Source organism: Mesorhizobium sp. B2-5-4, assembly GCF_006441095.1.
In the GTDB taxonomy this organism is placed as follows: Bacteria; Pseudomonadota; Alphaproteobacteria; order Rhizobiales; family Rhizobiaceae; genus Mesorhizobium; species Mesorhizobium salmacidum.
The window spans coordinates 88,604-105,652 of the sequence record NZ_VFUR01000018.1 but is presented as its reverse complement, the minus strand read 5'-3'; the positions used below and the strand labels follow the sequence as shown (position 1 = coordinate 105,652).

General features: G+C 62.7%; 18 protein-coding genes. 4 read left to right on the top strand and 14 right to left on the bottom strand.

Annotation, left to right across the window (positions count from 1 at the left end; translation table 11 throughout):
• Positions 1-102: 102 nt before the first annotated feature.
• From FJ492_RS21695 to FJ492_RS21685, 3 genes are all read right to left on the bottom strand, one after another.
• On the bottom strand, positions 103-1,134 hold the full coding sequence (locus FJ492_RS21695; protein WP_140746621.1) for an Hsp33 family molecular chaperone: 1,032 nt from the start codon (positions 1,132-1,134) through the stop codon (positions 103-105).
• Positions 1,135-1,281: 147 nt separating this feature from the next.
• A complete protein-coding gene (gene argF, locus FJ492_RS21690; RefSeq protein WP_140507557.1) occupies positions 1,282-2,193 on the bottom strand; it encodes an ornithine carbamoyltransferase in 912 nt (303 codons plus the stop codon).
• 16 nt (positions 2,194-2,209) lie between these two features.
• Positions 2,210-3,409 carry an aspartate aminotransferase family protein gene (locus FJ492_RS21685; RefSeq protein WP_140507558.1) on the bottom strand — a complete coding sequence of 400 codons (1,200 nt, stop codon included), beginning with the start codon at positions 3,407-3,409 and terminating at the stop codon, positions 2,210-2,212.
• Between the two features lie 356 nt (positions 3,410-3,765).
• Here FJ492_RS21685 and FJ492_RS21680 point away from each other — a divergent pair, with 356 nt between their 5' ends.
• The gene (locus FJ492_RS21680; protein WP_140507560.1) at positions 3,766-4,284 is read left to right on the top strand and encodes a GcrA family cell cycle regulator; all 519 of its coding nucleotides are present in this window, start codon (positions 3,766-3,768) and stop codon (positions 4,282-4,284) included.
• Between the two features lie 139 nt (positions 4,285-4,423).
• Here FJ492_RS21680 and FJ492_RS21675 read toward each other — a convergent pair whose 3' ends face one another.
• The 3 genes from FJ492_RS21675 to FJ492_RS21665 form a co-directional block, all read right to left on the bottom strand.
• Positions 4,424-5,431, bottom strand: coding sequence for a magnesium and cobalt transport protein CorA (locus tag FJ492_RS21675; RefSeq protein ID WP_140772185.1), 1,008 nt, complete (start codon positions 5,429-5,431; stop codon positions 4,424-4,426).
• Positions 5,432-5,528: 97 nt separating this feature from the next.
• Positions 5,529-6,254, bottom strand: coding sequence for a phosphate signaling complex protein PhoU (gene phoU, locus FJ492_RS21670; RefSeq protein WP_140772183.1), 726 nt, complete (start codon positions 6,252-6,254; stop codon positions 5,529-5,531).
• Between the two features lie 116 nt (positions 6,255-6,370).
• Positions 6,371-7,636: an ATP-binding protein gene (locus FJ492_RS21665; RefSeq protein ID WP_140772181.1), complete on the bottom strand. Its 1,266-nt coding sequence runs from the start codon at positions 7,634-7,636 to the stop codon at positions 6,371-6,373.
• A 156-nt stretch (positions 7,637-7,792) separates the two neighbouring features.
• Here FJ492_RS21665 and ppk2 point away from each other — a divergent pair, with 156 nt between their 5' ends.
• The gene (ppk2, locus tag FJ492_RS21660; RefSeq protein ID WP_140716177.1) at positions 7,793-8,701 is read left to right on the top strand and encodes a polyphosphate kinase 2; all 909 of its coding nucleotides are present in this window, start codon (positions 7,793-7,795) and stop codon (positions 8,699-8,701) included.
• A 169-nt stretch (positions 8,702-8,870) separates the two neighbouring features.
• Here ppk2 and FJ492_RS21655 read toward each other — a convergent pair whose 3' ends face one another.
• The 3 genes from FJ492_RS21655 to FJ492_RS21645 form a co-directional block, all read right to left on the bottom strand.
• Entirely contained in the window at positions 8,871-9,620 is a 750-nt protein-coding gene (locus tag FJ492_RS21655) for an enoyl-CoA hydratase-related protein (protein WP_140772179.1), read from the bottom strand.
• The gene (locus FJ492_RS21650) at positions 9,617-10,255 is read right to left on the bottom strand and encodes an acyl-homoserine-lactone synthase (protein WP_140716173.1); all 639 of its coding nucleotides are present in this window, start codon (positions 10,253-10,255) and stop codon (positions 9,617-9,619) included. The genes FJ492_RS21655 and FJ492_RS21650 overlap by 4 nt, the downstream gene beginning before the upstream one ends.
• A 98-nt stretch (positions 10,256-10,353) precedes the next feature.
• On the bottom strand, positions 10,354-11,085 hold the full coding sequence (locus FJ492_RS21645) for a LuxR family transcriptional regulator (protein ID WP_140507572.1): 732 nt from the start codon (positions 11,083-11,085) through the stop codon (positions 10,354-10,356).
• Between the two features lie 285 nt (positions 11,086-11,370).
• On the opposite strand from FJ492_RS21645, the gene FJ492_RS21640 reads away from it, so the two are divergent.
• Positions 11,371-12,195, top strand: a complete 825-nt coding sequence (locus FJ492_RS21640; RefSeq protein ID WP_246673872.1) for a transporter substrate-binding domain-containing protein — start codon at positions 11,371-11,373, stop codon at positions 12,193-12,195.
• 78 nt (positions 12,196-12,273) lie between these two features.
• Here FJ492_RS21640 and FJ492_RS21635 read toward each other — a convergent pair whose 3' ends face one another.
• Positions 12,274-12,687, bottom strand: coding sequence for a tellurite resistance TerB family protein (locus tag FJ492_RS21635; protein WP_140507575.1), 414 nt, complete (start codon positions 12,685-12,687; stop codon positions 12,274-12,276).
• A 158-nt stretch (positions 12,688-12,845) separates the two neighbouring features.
• Here FJ492_RS21635 and FJ492_RS21630 point away from each other — a divergent pair, with 158 nt between their 5' ends.
• Positions 12,846-14,492 (top strand): lysine--tRNA ligase, encoded by a 1,647-nt coding sequence (locus FJ492_RS21630; protein ID WP_140772177.1) that lies wholly within the window; start codon positions 12,846-12,848, stop codon positions 14,490-14,492.
• Here FJ492_RS21630 and FJ492_RS21625 read toward each other — a convergent pair.
• From FJ492_RS21625 to FJ492_RS21610, 4 genes are all read right to left on the bottom strand, one after another.
• Positions 14,458-15,309: a thermonuclease family protein gene (locus FJ492_RS21625; RefSeq protein ID WP_348641914.1), complete on the bottom strand. Its 852-nt coding sequence runs from the start codon at positions 15,307-15,309 to the stop codon at positions 14,458-14,460. The two genes, FJ492_RS21630 and FJ492_RS21625, sit on opposite strands and share 35 nt — an antisense overlap.
• Before the next feature lie 9 nt (positions 15,310-15,318).
• The gene (locus tag FJ492_RS21620) at positions 15,319-15,954 is read right to left on the bottom strand and encodes a helix-turn-helix transcriptional regulator (RefSeq protein ID WP_023772997.1); all 636 of its coding nucleotides are present in this window, start codon (positions 15,952-15,954) and stop codon (positions 15,319-15,321) included.
• Between the two features lie 138 nt (positions 15,955-16,092).
• Positions 16,093-16,398 carry a hypothetical protein gene (locus FJ492_RS21615; protein WP_140507581.1) on the bottom strand — a complete coding sequence of 102 codons (306 nt, stop codon included), beginning with the start codon at positions 16,396-16,398 and terminating at the stop codon, positions 16,093-16,095.
• A gap of 99 nt (positions 16,399-16,497) precedes the next feature.
• Complete coding sequence (locus tag FJ492_RS21610) at positions 16,498-17,043, bottom strand: thioesterase family protein (RefSeq protein WP_140772172.1); 546 nt, start codon at positions 17,041-17,043, stop codon at positions 16,498-16,500.
• Positions 17,044-17,049 lie beyond the last annotated feature (6 nt).

Below are 17,049 nucleotides of genomic sequence, written 5' to 3'. Positions count from 1 at the left end.
TCGCTGGACTGCCTTCCCAAAGAATCTCTTCTCAGACCAATTTCAACTCCCAAAACGCCATATGCGATTCCCCTGCCGTGAACGGGGAGAAGGAAAGATAGCTCACTGAGCCGCAAATTCCGCCGGATCGAAGTCGTACCGCGTCGAGCAGAACTCGCAGGCGACGTGGATGCCGCCATCCTCGGTGCTGTCCTTGATCTCCTGCGCGGAGAAGCCTTCGAGGATGCCGCGGATCTTGTCCCGGGAGCATGAGCACTGATCGGCGACGGGAACGCCGCCGAAGACGCGCACGCCATGCTCGTGGAACAAGCGATAGAGCAGCCGCTCGGCGCCGATGGTCGGGTCGATCAATTCGGTCGGCTCGATGGTGCCGAGCAAGGCCAGCAACTCCTGCCAGGAATTGTCTGTCGGATCATGGATCTCCTCGCGCGGATCGCCATCCCCACCCGGCAGGTCCGGAATGCGCATGCGCTCGGGCGATTGCGGCAGGAACTGCGCCAGGATGCCGCCGGCGCGCCACTGCTCGCGCGCACCGCCGACACCGGGCGTCAGCAGCTTGGCGACCGAGAGCCTTAGGTCGGTCGGGATCTGTTCCGACTGGCGGAAATAGGTGCGCGCCGCCTCTTCCAGCGTCTCGCCGTCGAGCTGGACGATACCCTGATAGCGCTGCGTATGGGCGCCCTGGTCGATGGTCAGTGCCAGCACGCCGCTGCCAAGCAGCGTTTGCTGCGAGGTCTCGCCGGCCGCGATCAGTGCCTCCAGCCGGTCGGCGTCGAAACGCGCATAGGCGCGCAGCGCCGAGGGGGTGGAAAAGTCCGCGACCAGCATGTCGACAGGCCCATCGGTACGGGTCTGCAGGATGAACTTGCCTTCGAACTTGAGCGAGGTGCCGAGCAGCACCGTCAGCACACAGGCTTCCGCCAGCAGGCGGGCGACCGGCTCGGGATAGTCGTGGCGGCCAAGGATGGCGTCGAGCATCGGCCCGAGCTGGACCGTGCGGCCACGCACGTCGAGCGGACCGACTTCGAAGGGAACGACGTGATCGTCGCCGGCGTAGCCGAACTCGCCGAGTTTGGGGTGATGTTCAGTCACTTGATGGCTTTCCAACATGACAAAGCTCCAGGGCGCGGCCATGGGGCCCTGGTGGGCACATGCGTCCAAACGCGCTTGATTTGCGTGATGCGGCGCAGATAAGCATCGCGCCTCCGCAGATCAAGCGCCTGGGCATTTCAGGCGCCCAGGCATTTCGGGCGCCCAAGACACTTCAAGCACCAAGAGACTTCAAGCACCGAGGCACCAGGCGAGCACGGCCTTCTGGGCGTGGAGCCGGTTCTCGGCCTCGTCGAACACCACCGAATGCGGCCCGTCGATGACCTCGTCGGTCACCTCCTCGCCGCGGTGGGCCGGCAGGCAATGCATGAACAGGGCATCGGGCTTTGCCCTGGCCATCAGCGCTGCGTTGACCTGATAGGGCGAGAAGACATTGTGGCCGCGAGCACGGTGTTCCTGGCCCATCGACACCCAGCAGTCGGTGACGATGCAGTCGGCCTGGTCGACGGCTTCCTCGGGCGAGCGGGTGAAATGCAGCTTGCCGCCATGCGCCTTGGACCAGTCGATATGCTTCTGCGCCGGTTCGCTGCCTTCGGGCACGGCGACGTTGAGATTGAAGCGGAACCGTGCCGAGGCCTCGAGCAGCGAGTGCAGCACATTGTTGCCGTCGCCGGTCCAGGCGATCGTCTTGCCAGCCACCGGCCCGCGATGCTCCTCGAAAGTCATGATGTCGGCCATCAGCTGGCAGGGATGGGTGTCGTCGGTCAGGCCGTTGATCACCGGAACGGTGGCGTTCTCGGTCAGCTCCAGCAGCCGCTCATGCGAGGTGGTGCGGATCATGATCGCATCGACGTAGCGCGACAGCACCTTGGCGGTATCGGCGATGGTCTCGGAGCGGCCTAGCTGCATCTCGGTGCCGGTCAACATGATGGTCTCGCCGCCAAGCTGGCGCATGCCGACGTCGAAAGAAACGCGCGTGCGCGTCGATGGTTTGTCGAAGATCATCGCGAGCACCTTGCCTTCGAGCGGCTTGGTCCGTTCACCGGCCTTGAGACGCGCCTTTCGCGTCACCGCGTCATCCAGCATGAAGCGCAAATCGCCTTCGGAAACGGTGGAAAGATCAGTGAAATGGCGGACTGACATCAGGAATGGTTCCGGATTACTTCGCGGCGGCGGAGGCCATGGCCTCCGACAGGCCCTTGGCGCCAGCGCGGATGCGGTTGAGCGCTTCGTGAATCTCGGCATCGATGACGGTGAGCGGTGGCAGCAGTCGGATGACGTTGTCGCCGGCCGGAACGGCCAGCAAATGCTGGTCGCGCAGCGCCATGTTCACCTTGCCGTTGGGCATCGCGCATTTGAGGCCGAGCATCAGCCCGGTGCCCCTGATATCCTCGACTATTTCGGGGAATTCGTCAGCTATTGACGCAAGCCCCTGCTTCATCAGCAGCGCCTTGCGCTGGACATCCTCGAGAAAGCCATCTTCCAGCACCACGTCGAGCACGGCGTTGCCGACCGCCATTGCCAGCGGATTGCCGCCGAATGTGGTGCCGTGCACGCCGGCGGTCATGCCGACGGCGGCCTCGTCGGTGGCAAGGCAGGCGCCCATCGGGAAACCGCCGCCAATGCCCTTGGCGATGGCCATGATGTCGGGCGTCACACCCGACCACTCATGCGCGAACAGCTTGCCGGTACGGCCGATGCCGCACTGGACCTCGTCATAGATCAACAACAGGCCGTGCTGTTCGCAGAGCTGCCGCAGCCGCTTCAGCGACTGTGTCGGCACCGGACGGATACCGCCCTCGCCTTGCACCGGCTCGATCAGGATCGCGGCGGTCTCCGGCGTGATCGCCTTTTCAGCGGCGTCGATGTCGTCGAAACCGACCTGGTCGAAGCCTTCGACCTTGGGTCCGAAGCCTTCGAGGTATTTGTACTGGCCGCCAGCCGCGATGGTCGCCAGCGTGCGGCCATGGAAGGCGCCTTCGAAGGTGATGACGCGGAAGCGCTCGGGATGGCCCTTGACGAAATGGTAGCGCCGCGCCGTCTTGATCGCGCATTCCAGCGCCTCGGCGCCGGAATTGGTGAAGAACACCTTGTCGGCGAAGGTGGCATCAGCCAGCCGCTCGCCAAGCCTGCTCTGCCCCGGGATTTCATAGAGATTGGAGACGTGCCAGAGTTTCGCCGCCTGTTCGGTGAGGGCCGCGACCAGATGCGGATGGCCGTGGCCAAGCGAATTGACCGCGATACCGCCGGCGAAATCGAGATATCGCTCGCCCTTGTCGGTAACCAGCCAGGTGCCTTCCCCATGGTCGAAGGCCAGGGGTGCGCGAGCAAAGGTCTCGTAAAGCGCCGAACCGCTCATTATATGCGTCTCCGGTACCGGAAAATCAAAAAAGCCGCCAAAGCGGCGGCCTTCTGCGGCTTATCGTGTTTTTCGGCCATGAAGTCAACGAAAACGTCGCGTAGTGGCGCGCGGCAAGCCCCCTGACGCAACGCCGGCTCATGAGCGACCGGGCAAGTTGGGGAAAACCGAAAAAACCGATTCGTGTTGCACTTGGGACTCTTGTCACCGAGTCAGCGCATAGAGTAGTTGTAGTCGAGAAATAACTAGATTTCGTGCGGCGGACCTAATCACCAGATATATGTGGTGTCTGCCCCAGCAGTTGTGCTGGGTCGGGAATGGATTCTGATTGCCGCACGCTTATGAGGAGCGCGGTCATGAACTGGACTGACGAGCGGGTAGAACTCTTGAGAAAACTGTGGTCGGAGGGTCTGAGCGCAAGCCAGATTGCTGCGCAGCTTGGAGGGGTCAGCCGCAACGCGGTCATCGGCAAGGTGCACCGGCTGAAACTGTCGGGCCGCGGTCGCGCGACGGCGTCGCCGGCACGCCAGAAGAAGGCGACGCAGGGATCGACCGTCCAGAAGTCGGTGGCGCGCGCCGCGAGCACGGCACGCCATGTCACGACTTCGATCGGCGCGACGGCCCTTCAGACGCAATTCGATGCCGAACCCGTGGCGCGGCACTACATCCGCCCGGTCGAGAACGTCGTGGTGCCGATCTCACGGCATCTGCAGCTCGTCGAACTGACAGAGCGCACCTGCAAATGGCCGAACGGCGATCCGCTTTCGGAGGACTTCAATTTCTGCGGCAACGAAGCCGCTGAAACCGGTCCCTACTGCAAATACCATGCCCGCGTGGCGTTCCAGCCAGCGGCGGAGCGGCGGCGGAATCGCTGAGCGAATAGCGAATAGCGAATAGCGAATAGCGAATAGCGAATAGCGAATAGCGAATAGCGAATAGACAGTGATTGAGCTTCCGCGAGGGGGCAATGCGGTTTTTCCCCTAATCGCTACTCCCTATTCGCTATTCGCTCTTTTACAGCCACCCATTCTTCCTGAACCGCCAATACAGGAAGCAGCAGATCAGCGCGATCATGGCCAGCACCATCGGGTAGCCATATTCCATCTTCAGCTCCGGCATGTCGGTAAAGTTCATGCCGTAGATGCCCGCGAATGCGGTTGGCACCGCCAGGATGGCCGCCCAGGAGGCGAGTTTCTTGGAGATCGCCGTTTCCTGGCTTTGACCGACCAGAAGACTGGCCTCGAAGGCGAAGGCCAGCACCTCGCGCAGGCTGTCGATCTTCTCCTGGACGGTACGGATGTGATCCGTCACGTCGCGGAACAGCGGGTGCATGGCCGAATGGATCTGTGGCAGGTCGGCGCTGGTCAGCCGGCGGCAGACTTCCACCAGGGGCAATGCCGCGTTGCGCAGACGCAGGAGATCGCGGCGCAGCATGTAGAGGCGTTCGATGTCGGGGCCGGTCATCGGCTTCAGCAGGACCTTGTCCTCGATCGCCTCGACCTCGTCCTCGATCTGCTCGAGCACGGGCATGTAGTTGTCGACGATGAAGTCGAGAATGGCATAGAGGACGAAATCCTCGCCCTTGGCCAGCGAATGCGGGCAGCTTTCCCAGTGCTGGCGTACGGCGGCATAAGATGTGGAAGGACCGTGCCTGACGCTGACGATGTAGCCTGAGCCGACAAACAGATGTGTCTCGCCGAAGGTGACGCGCCCTTCGATCAATTGCGCCGTGCGAGCGACGATGAACAATGCATCGCCATATTGCTCGACCTTTGGCCGCTGGTGCGGGTGCTCGGCATCTTCGATCGCCAGCTCATGCAGATGAAACTGCGCCTTGACGCGCAACAGAAGTTCGCGGTCGGGTTCAAGCAGCCCGATCCAGACGACATGTCCCGATTTCTTGGCCCAATCGCCGGCTTCCTCGATGGAAATATCGGCGATACGGTGCCCGGCGGTGTAGACACCACAGGCGATGATGCCCGATGTCAGCGGCGAGGGCTTGAATTCCCGGACATATTCCATCGCGGCCTCCCGAAAGCGTTGCCTTCCCTAGGGAACCGGCAAGCTTATCTCGGGATAGTTTAGCGCAATATGATCAAGCGTTCGAGAGGAGGTGCGTTCACTTCACCGGCAGCGCCGCGGGGAGGCCGATCTTGTCCGTCTTGTCGCTCTTCGGCCGCTCGGCCGGCATCTGGTCGCCGGTGACGATGTAGTAGATGGTCTCGGCGATGTTGGTGGCGTGATCGCCGATACGCTCGATGTTCTTGGCGCAGAACAGCAGATGCGTACAGGGCGTGATGTTGCGCGGGTCTTCCATCATGTAGGTCAGCAATTCGCGAAACAGCGACGTGTACATGGCATCGATCTGGTTGTCACGGTCGCGCACGAAGCCGATCTTGTCGACCGAACGCGACGCATAGACGTCGAGGACTTCCTTCAGCTGGGTCAGCGCCAGGTTGGCCAACGCCTCCAGGCCGCGGAAAAGGCTGGTCGGCTGACGGCCGTCGGTGACGGCGACCACCCGTTTGGCAACGTTCTTTCCGAGGTCGCCGACCCGCTCGAGGTCGGCCGAGATGCGGATGGCGCCGACGATCTCGCGCAGGTCCGTCGCCATCGGCTGGCGCTTGGCGATGATGATGATCGCCTTGTCGTCGATCTCACGCTGCCCCTCATCCAGCACGATGTCGTCGCGAATGACCTTCTGGGCCAATCCCGGATCGGCATTGACCAAGGCGGCGACCGCCTGCTCGACCATGCGCTCGGCATGGCCGCCCATCGCTGCGATGCGCTTGGCGAGATATTTCAGTTCCTCGTCAAAGGCGCTCATTGTGTGAACGGACTGCATGGACGAAATGCCTTCCCACGGGGTGTCTTGATCTTGAGTCGTTTCCTCGAATCCCCGCTGATACGCTAACCGGATGACAGAAAAAAGAAACGGTCCAGTGGGAAACTAGGGCAGTATCAGTGCGCCGGCAAATGGACCGAGAAGGCGGCGCCCTTGCCGACCTCGGACTTGATCGTCAGCCTGGCATTGTGACGCGTCAGGATGTGCTTGACGATCGACAAGCCAAGTCCCGTGCCTTTCTGGGTCCGGCTGGTCTCGACATCGATGCGATAGAAGCGCTCGGTGATGCGCGGGATATGCTCCTCGGGAATGCCGGGGCCAAAATCCCTGATCGTCACGTCGATGCCTGGTTCGGAACCATCATCGCCACGCGCGATCGACACCACGACGCGGCCGCCCGACCGGCCGTATTTGCAGGCATTTTCCAAAAGGTTCTCGAAGACCTGGAACAACTCGTCGCGATCACCCGGCACATCGAGCGACCCCTCGGCGAAATCGCGTTCGATGGCGACATTGTTTTCTCGGGCAAGCGGTCCGAGCGAATCGATGACGCTGTCGACGGTCTGGCGCAGATCGACTTCGGTTCCCGGCTTCAGATAGGGCTTCATCTCCAGCCGCGACAGCGACAGGAGATCATCGATCAGTCGCGCCATGCGGCCGGTCTGGTTCTGCATGATCTGGAGGAACTGCTCGCGCGCCGCCGGATCGTTGCGGGCCGGTCCGCGCAGCGTTTCGATGAAGCCAGCGATCGAGGCCAGCGGGGTGCGCAACTCGTGACTGGCATTGGCGATGAAGTCGGCGCGCATGCGGTCTATGCGCCGTGCCTCGCTCTGGTCCTTGAAGACCAGCACATAGAGGTCGGTGCCATGCCCGACCGAGGACGCGCTGACCCGGTAGGCCCGTTCGACGGGAAGTTTCTCGGTATAGTCGACAACATCCGAGGCGACGGTGCCCGACAGAACACTGTCCAGCAGCGCCTGCATTTCCGGCGCCCGGAATTTCAGCGGCAGCGATATGCCGGGCGCGATGCCTCCAAAGGCGGCAAAAGCGGCGGCGTTGGCGTGGACGATGGTGGCGGCCTGGTCGAAGATGATGAGCGGATCGGCGACGGCGGCCGCGAGATATTCGCCGGACAGGCGCTGCAAGCCCATCGCTTCGATTGCCCCGGCGCTCTCGGCGGAATGGCGCGCAGCTGTAACCGGCAATAGTGCCGCCGCCAGCAGCAGGAGCAGCGCCGGTACCAGCACGTAGGCGGAAATACCCGCGAAGCCATAGGCGATCAGGACCGCCACGACACCGGCCGCGAGCAGCCAGCGGCTGGTCCACAGCCGGGCGGCGATCGCTTGCCCCATGCCTTTCTGCTCTGCGCCCAGGTCAGTCATTCGCGCGCCCAGCCTCCACCGGTCACACGGCGGCGAAAACTTCCGCTGGACCGCAAATCAAAAGTGCTACAGCGTCCTTTGCGCGCCCAAATGGACGCGCGGCGCTGTAGTGGCTCCCAATAGCATGAGTCCAGACACTTAAAAGGGTTCGTCTGCATGAATAAGGCCAAGGAAAATTCCGCCTCGCCAACTTCAGGTCCGCTGAAAATCCGGATCGGCGGCAAGGAACGGGAGTTCGATATCGAGAATCCCGAGCTTCCGGACTGGGTCGAGGAGAACAAGCTGACCGCGGGCGGGTATCCCTACGACAAGAAGATGAAAGCCGAGGAGTACGACGATACGCTCGAGCAGTTGCAGATCGAGCTGGTCAAAGCGCAAGCATGGCTGCAGGCGACCGGCAAGCGGGCGATGGCGCTGTTTGAGGGGCGTGACGCCGCCGGCAAGGGCGGCACGATCTTCGTGCTGCGCCAGTACCTCAACCCGCGCACGGCGCGCAACGTCGCGCTGACCAAGCCAACCCCGACGGAGCTGGGGCAATGGTATTATCAGCGCTATGCCGACCATTTCCCGACGTCGGGCGAATTCGTCACCTTCGACCGCTCATGGTACAACCGCGCCGGCGTCGAGCCGGTGATGGGTTTTTGCACCCCAGAACAGCACCAGAAGTTTCTCGACGAGACGCCGCATTTCGAACGAATGATCGTCAATGACGGCATCCATTTTTTCAAATTCTGGCTGAACATCGGCCAGGAGACGCAGCTCGAGCGCTTTCACGATCGCCGCTACAGCCCCCTCAAGAGCTGGAAGTTCTCGCCGATCGACATTGCCGGCATCACCAAGTGGGACGACTACACCAAGGCGCGCGACAGTATGTTCGAGCGCACCCACAAGGAGTTCGCGCCATGGATCATCGTGCGGGCCAACGACAAGCGCCGCGCGCGGCTGGCAGTGATGCGTCGCATCCTCCTGTCGCTGCCCTATGAGGGACGCGATCTCGATATCATCGGCAAGGAAGACAGGAAGATCATCGGCGAAGGGCCGTCATTCCTGGGTAAGCAGGACTGACGCTTTTTTTGGCGCCGCGCAGCCAAAGGCGGCGCGGCGCAATTGATGAGGGCCCTTGATCCGGCTCTACAGCATGTCGCGGCGAATGGGATTCGCCCGGCCTGCTGTAAGCTTCTGATGTTTTGCATGTCGTTATCCCGGAACCGAGGACACTTCCGGGCGACATGCATTAGGCCGCCAGGCGTGCGATCCGCTGCAACCGTCGCAGCGTGGCGTCGTCCTGCAGCGCCTGCTGGAACAGCGATATCTCCTCATCGATGCGCTCGCAAAGCGCGGTGGTGTTGCCCTTGAGCAGGCCGCGCGTCTGCAACAACGCCGCAACCGGCTTCTTGGCGAGCTGCCTGGCCCGGCCGAGCGTCGCCTCCTCGACGCTGCCTTCCGGGACGATCTCGGCGACTAGGCCGAGCGCCCTGGCATCTTCGGCACGAAGCGTGTCGCCGAGGCAGAAGAAGCGGAAGGCACCGGCATAGCCGAGCTTCTGCGGCGCCAGGATGCTGGTCGCCGCGTCGGGCACCAGGCCGAAATCGACGAACGGCACCCGGAACGTGCTTTTTTCTGACGCGATCACCATGTCGCAATGGAACAGGATGGTGCAGCCGACGCCGACGGCATCGCCGTCGACACAGGCCAGGATGGGCTTTGGAAACGTTGCCAGCATGCGGAACATGTCGGTGACGGCGGCGATCAGCTTCTGATGCTTGGTGGCGTCCAGGAATTCGGAAAAGTCGCCGCCAAGACAGAAGCAGCCCGCCAGGCCGCGCAGCACGACGACCCGCACCTCGTCGTTCTCGGCGGCTTCCTGAAACGTCCTGGCAAGGCTCTCATAGGCCCTCCTGTCGAGCACCGGCCGGCCGTCATTCGACGACACGGTGACGATCAGCGCATGGTTGCGCAGTTCGGGTTGTGGGTGCGCGTTCATGACGCCCTCCTTTGGCCGAGCATGTCGGGATATCCCCTGGCCAGGACGGGTGCATGGTGATTGCGGCGCGAACGCACCACGTCCAGCGTGTGCTCGTTGAAGGTGAGCAGCGTCGCCACGACCTGCTGGTTGCCATAGGTGCGCTGATAGCCCAGCGGCGTCGCCAGGAAGTGCAGTTGCAATGCGCGCAGCACCCACATCGGCTCGAACTCGATGATGACCTTGTCGATGCCGCGCTTGAGACCCCACTCGACGAAACCGGCTATCAATTCCGTGCCGACCGTCGAGACGCCGCGCCGGCCATCGCGAAAACCCGGAGCCACCGCATAGCGGGTCAACTCCCAGATGTTGGGGCCCGCCGGCGGCGTTCCTTCGGAGAGATCGGTCAACACCTCGGTCAGCAGATGCGGCCGTGTGGTCGGCAACATCCTCTGATAGCCCGCGACTTCATCGCCCCTGATGACGATCTGATGCACCGCCTCGTCATGATCGAACTGGTCGACCTCAAAACCGTCGGGGCGCCGCAGGTCCTCCCATCCCATTTCCTCGACGAATATCCGGTAGCGCAGCCGATGGACGGCCTCCCAGAGGTCGGGGCGTTCCATCAATTCCTTGGTCGAAAGACAAAAAAGCATTCCGTAGTCTCCTGTGTTTCAGGGGAAGATACGGCCGTGCTTCGATGCGAAAATTGCGTGATCACGTAGGCAAGAAGTTCTAGGCCTGCACGGCCGACCTAGCTAATGTATCCGCGCCTTATCGCCTCGGCGACTGCCTGCACCCGGTTGACGGCACCGAGTTTGCTTTTGGCGTTAAGAAGATGTTTCTCCGACGTGTGTTCGGAGATGCCGAGGATTTGCGAAATCTCCCATTCGGACTTGCCGACCGCGGCCCATTGCAGGCACTCGCGTTCGCGCGGCGTCAGTTCGATGTGATCGATGGTCGTGGCCGCCATGGTGTGAAGCTGCATGGCGCGGCCAATGGCATAGGTCGAGACCAGCGAGACCAGGCCGAATTCGGCCGCCGACAGTTCCACGGCCTCGCCACCCAGCGACACCATGACGATTTCGCCATCGAGCGTGATCAGCGGGAAGGCCAGCCCGTCGCGCAGCTTGAAGGCGCCGGCGTCGCCCATTACTTCGCCACTGCTCTTATCGATGCGAACGCCCTGGGCGGCTTCCCGCCACTGGAACGGCGACTGCAGCTGTTTCATGTGACTGACGACGGGATCGTGATCGACATAGTTGCGCGTCACATAGCGCTCGAGCCATTCGACCGGCCAGTCGCAAAGCAGCACATGCTGCTTTTGCTGCCCCGTCGGCGTGCCCGGCCGCGGAACGGTTCCGGCCATCAGCGCGGTCAGGCCGAACTCCGATGTTACGCCTAACAATTTCTCGCATACCGCGGCCGCCGTTGCGGCGTGCTGCAGCTGGTCTATGTATTCCAGCGTCCGATCGAACTGACTCATCGCAACATCAACCCCATGTTGCCTTATGCATTGAAGCCCATGGTCCACGCCATGCCGGCGCTTCGCCACCGACCAGGAATTGCAAAGCGCCCCCTTCCGGTTGTGGTTCTCGACCCTGGTACCCCCGCCAGAGCAGCCACCGCTGTTTGCAAACCCACCAAATCATATCCCGAAATCGAAGCGTTGAAATCAAAAAGCATTGTGCCTGTACCATTTTCATACCAAAACCGGCACGAGCACGGTGCGGGGAGTTCTATCGTGGCGTTCCAATGGAGGTTCCAGGTCCTGGCAGCGGCGCTCATTGCGGCACTGGTTTTGGTTCCCGGAGCGCGCGCGGCGGAGCCGCAGGTACCGGTGCTCTGGGACGCCAAGGAGCGGCTGCCCAAGCCAGACCTTTCGGCACTGCCGCGGCTGCGGTTCCTGACGACCACGGATTTTCCGCCCTTCAATTTCCTCGATGGTTCGGGAAAGCTGTCCGGTTTCCACATCGACCTGGCGCGGGCCATCTGCGCGGAACTCGATATCGTCGACAGGTGCCAGATCCAGGCCTTGCCCTGGGCGGAGCTTCAAGGCGCGCTCGAGAAAGGCGAGGGCGAGGCGATCATCGCCGGCATTGCCGCAACGCCGCAGTCACGACAGACATACGCCTTCTCGCGCGCCTACCTGCAATTCCCGGCGCGCTTCATTATGCCGAAGAACAAGGCGCTGGCGGAACCGATCTTCGACAAGTTGCACGGCAAGCGCGTCGGCGTGATATCAGGCTCGGCGCATGAACGCATGCTGCGTGACTATTTCGGCACGGTCCAGGTCGTCCCCTTCGACAGACCGGAAGCCCTCTACGGCGACCTCAAGGCCGGCAAGATCGACGCTGCCTTCGGCGATGGCATGCGATTCGCCTTCTGGCTGGGCGGCTCCGATGCCGCCGGCTGCTGCCGCTTTGCCGGCGGCCCCTACCTGGCGCCCGAATATCTGGGCACCGGCATGGCCATTGCCACGCGAGCGGACAATCCGGCGCTGGCCGCGGCGCTCGATTACGCGTTGCAGGAGATTTCGATGAAAGGCACCTTCGCCGAATTCTACCTGCGCTATTTCCCGGTCAGTTTCTTCTGATCCGATCCGGTCAGTTTCTTCTAAGCACAGCCGATGTTCAGGTGACTTGAACCCCAACAGTCCTGGTTCAGACAGATGTCAAGTGAGCGTGCGAAGCCTTGCCTTCGCCGCACGGCCGATCGCAGCGACGGTCAACGTGTCGAGATCGAGCTGACGACGGATCAGCTGCAGCACGCGCACCTCTTCCAGCCGCATCTCCAGATCGACGGCGGCGACCTCGAAGGCGGCTGCGTAGGCAGTGTCGCGCAACCGCTCCGGCAGCGCCTCCGCAACCTGGGTCAGGACACCTTCCAGCCCATCCTTCTCTTGCAGCATCTTCTGGCAGGCTTGGGCCACGGCAACCAGCCGATCCTGCCTGAAATCCTCGAACACCGGCCACGAGCGGACGACATCGCCGATCCTGGCCAGTTCGACGTCGGTCATGTCCCGGTCGGAGGCCGAAGTGATGACCATAAGATAGATCAGGGCTTCGTGGGGGGTGGGCGACGGCATTCTTTACTCCTTGAACGGGTTCCGAAGGTAGGAAGGTGAGCCCGAGGCCGCAAGGAAAAAGCGCCCCACGCGTTGACGCTCCGGCCACGCGCGCCTAGAGACCGGTTGAAAATCGACACTTGCAGCCAGAGCGGCGAATAATTTTGGAAAACAGGACCATGGCGGGATCAAACATCATCGATCTCAATCCCGAACTGCTGACGGCCGCGGTCGAGAGCAAGGCATGGCCGTTCGAGGAAGCCAAAAAGATCATCGAACGCTACAAGGGCGCCGACTTTCCAGAATCGATCCTGTTCGAAACCGGCTATGGGCCGTCGGGCCTGCCGCATATCGGCACGTTCGGCGAAGTGGCGCGCACATCGATGGTGCGTCATGCGTTCCGCGTGCTGACGCAGGACAAGGTCGCGACCAAGGTGCTGTGTTTTTCGGACGACATGGACGGCATGCGCAAGATACCCGACAGCGTGCCGGATCGCGCAGCGCTCGAGCCGTATCTGCACAAGCCGCTGTCGTCGGTGCCCAATCCGTTTGACGGCGACTATGCGAGCTTCGCCGACCACAACAATGCGATGCTCTGCCGCTTCCTCGACACGTTCGGCTTCGACTACGAATTCGCCAGCGCGACGCAGTACTACAAGGCCGGCCGTTTCGATGCGATGCTGTTGCGCGCCGCCGAACGCTACGACCAGATCATGGCGGTCATGCTGCCGACGCTTGGGCCGGAGCGGCAGGCGACCTACAGCCCCTTCCTGCCCATCTCGCCGAAGAGCGGGCGCGTGCTCTACGTTCCCATGAAGCATGTGGACGCCAAGGCCGGCACCATCACCTTCGACGATGAAGGCACCGAAACCACGCTGCCGGTCACCGGCGGCAGGGTGAAGCTGCAGTGGAAGCCGGATTTCGGCATGCGCTGGGCGGCCCTCGGCGTCGACTTCGAGATGTTCGGCAAGGATCACCAGACCAATGCGGTGGTCTATGACCGCATCTGCAACATCCTGGGCGGGCGGGCGCCGGAGCATTTCGTCTACGAGCTGTTCCTCGACGAGAACGGCCAGAAGATCTCCAAGTCGAAGGGCAATGGCCTGACGATCGACGAATGGCTGACCTATGCGCCGACCGAGAGCCTGGGGCTCTACATGTACCAGCGGCCGCGGCAGGCCAAGAAGCTCTATTTCGACGTCATCCCGCGGGCCGTGGACGAATATTACACCTTCCTCGCCGCATACTCGCGTCAGGACTGGAAGGAGCGGCTGGGCAACCCGGTCTGGCATATGCATGACGGCAATCCGCCCGCCATCGACATGCCGGTGCCCTTCTCGTTGCTGCTCAACCTGGTCAGCGCCTCCAATGCGCAGAACAAGGATGTGCTGTGGGGCTTCATCTCGCGCCACGTGCAGGGCGTGACGCCTGCCACCCATCCCGAGCTCGACCGGCTGACGGGCTATGCGATCCGCTATTTCGACGATTTCGTGAAGCCGACGAAGACCTTTCGACCGGCCGACGAGGTCGAGCGCGAAGCGCTGCTGGCTCTCGAAAAGGCTCTTGGCGACTTGCCGGCGGGCGCCAGCGGCGAGGCGATCCAGAACGCTTCGCTCAACGTGGCGCGCAAGATCGAACGCTACCAGGATCATTCCAAGCAGAGCCCGGAAGGCGGCCCCGGCGTTTCAGGCGCCTTCTTCCAGATGATCTATCAGGTGCTGATCGGCCAGGAACGCGGCCCACGCTTCGGATCCTTCGCCGCCCTCTATGGCGTCACCGAGACCCGCTCGCTCATTCAGAAGGCGTTGGCTGGTCAGCTGGCTTGAGGACGCCGCCGTCCTCCTCCAGGATCGAGCCCGGCGCCTGAGGCGCTGGGTCGGGTGCGGCCGGCACCGCCGAGATGCCGGCAAGATTCGGCGCCGATCCGAAAATGCCTTTCTTCGCGCTTTGTGCCTTGTCACCGGCCTCGACATAGGGCCCGCCCTTGGCGGCGCGCGCCCAGCCGTTTTCGACCAGCCATTGACCGACATCCTGCTTGCCGATCCGGCACTCCGCCGCGATCCGGTCGCGACCACCTTCCGGCGGCACCGTGCAGACCACGGCGCGACCGCGCAGGAAGGCCCGGAACGCCGTGCGGGCACGGACCCCGCACGGCCAGGATTTGCCATCGGTGGTGCAGATCTCGTCCTGCCCGACGACATCGATGCCGGAAACGGCGACCGAATAGCCTTTCGCCTCGATCAGGCCGGCGGCCGGGGCGACCGGCTGGAACAGCTTTGTGCCGTTCCAGTCGTCGGGCATCTTCGGCTTGGGCGGCACGGCGAGGGCCAGCTTGCTCAACGGCTCGCGCGGCTCGACCCGCTCGAGCTCTCCGGCGGGCAGTTCCGGCGGCGCGACGACCTGCGGATCGATCGCCCGCGAATGCGCTGCCGGTTTTGGCGGCTGCGGAGCAGGTATGGCTGAGGTGGCAGGTTCTTCTGGTACCGTCCCGGTGTCAGCCTGCGGGATCGTATCGGCGCCGGGATCGATCTGATCCACCGCAACAGTGCTTGCGCTGCCTTTCAGCGTGCGTCCGCCGGCAACGACCAGCGCCGCCATTATCGGAACCATCAGAACCGCCAGGACAAGATGAGGAAGTCGCACCCGCTGCACCTATTGGCTTGCCCAGACGATCCGCGCCACCCATTCGACCTCGCGCATGGGGATGTCGCGATCCGGATGCTCCGGATTGAGCGAGACCAGCGCGATCGACTTGACGGTCTGGCGCTCGAGCACCTTGGCCATCACCTCGCCTGATGTGGTCTTGACGACGACGCGATCGCCCTTGCGGGTGGCGGCGCCCGGCTCGACGATGAGCACGTCGCCGTTGCGGTAGAGCGGCAGCATGGAATCCCCCTGCACCTGCAGCGCATAGGAACTCTCGGTCGATTGCGCTGGCAATTCGACGAGATCCCAGCCCTGCCCGGCGGGAAAGCCGGCATCGTCGAAGAAGCCGCCAGCGCCTGCCTGGGCAAAGCCGAGCAACGGCACGGCGCGCCGGCTGGCGGGCGATGCGCCCCGGCCTTCGATCAGTCCTGTGAATTCGTCCAGCGAAGCGCCCGTGGCCTCGATGATCTTGGCCAGCGATTCGGTCGAAGGCCAGCGCGGCCGCCCGTCGGACGAGAGGCGTTTCGATTTGTTGAAGGCGGTCGAATCAAGTCCCGCGCGCCTTGCCAGACCCGAAGCCGAAAGCGAATAGCGCTCGGCAAGAGCATCGATGGCAGCCCAGACGCGGTCGTGCGAGAGCATGACGTGCTCTCCTTCGAAACAGGAAAAAATGCCTCTTCCTGTCTAACGCGCAACCGCTGCGTTGTCCACCAGCGCGGCCGGTGGATCACGAACAAAGCTGTGTGCCGAAACGACGGCACAGTGTCATGGCCGAAGCCGCTATCCGGCCAATGCCGCCATCGCCCTCGGCAAACCCTTCTTGAGCTCGTCGACGTTCATCACCGGGATCAAATCGACGGTGGCATTGAAGGCGAAGAAGAACCGCTCGGCGACATAGGGCATATCCGAACTGTCCTTTACCTCTAGGAAAAGGTAGGCCGTCCGCCAACCACCGTCAGCGGTAAAGTAAGCAGCCTCCGGCTTGAGATCGGACAGAGTGTGCTCGATGAACTTGCCCATGCTGCCGTCCTTGATCGCCTTGTTGCCTTCCTCGGCCGGGATGGAAACTCTCAGCATCATACGCATGATGATTAATCCTCCGCCAACTCCATGTTAGCGATACCTAATGTACCATCCGCGCCTGGCTTGGGAAAGTCGATCGAACCCTGCCCGCCGACGGGTTGATCAGCCGGACGATTTGGCCAGGCCGCGCAGTCCCTGGTGCGACGTCATGAAAATCCGTTCCGCCTCTGTCGGTGGCCGCGGGTTCACCGCACGGCCAAGTGCGGCGACAACCTCGTCAATGTCGAGGAAGCGGCGTGCCTGGCGGTCATAGACGCCGGCCGTCGTCAGGATCAGGGCGGCCGTCTCGCCATCGTCGAGGACGAAGCGGTGCTTGCCGATGACCTGGGTGCCTTCCCAGGTCTCGATCGAGGACACCACTTCGAAGCGGCGCCACAGCTGTATCTCGCGGGCGTAGACGGCCTGCAACCCGCCCATCATCGGCGCCCAGCCATTCTTCCTCGCCAGCGTAATGAGGCCGGCACGGACAAACAGATCGATGCGGCCAAGGTCGGCCAACATCATGTAGCGCGCATTGTTGAGATGGATGTTGAAGTCGATGTCGGTCGGCAGGCAGCGAAAGGCCAGCCGGCCTTCGCCGCCCATGAGATAGGGACCACGCCTGCGCGCCGTGGCCAGCATGCGCGCCATGCGCGCCCAGACGTACATGACGCT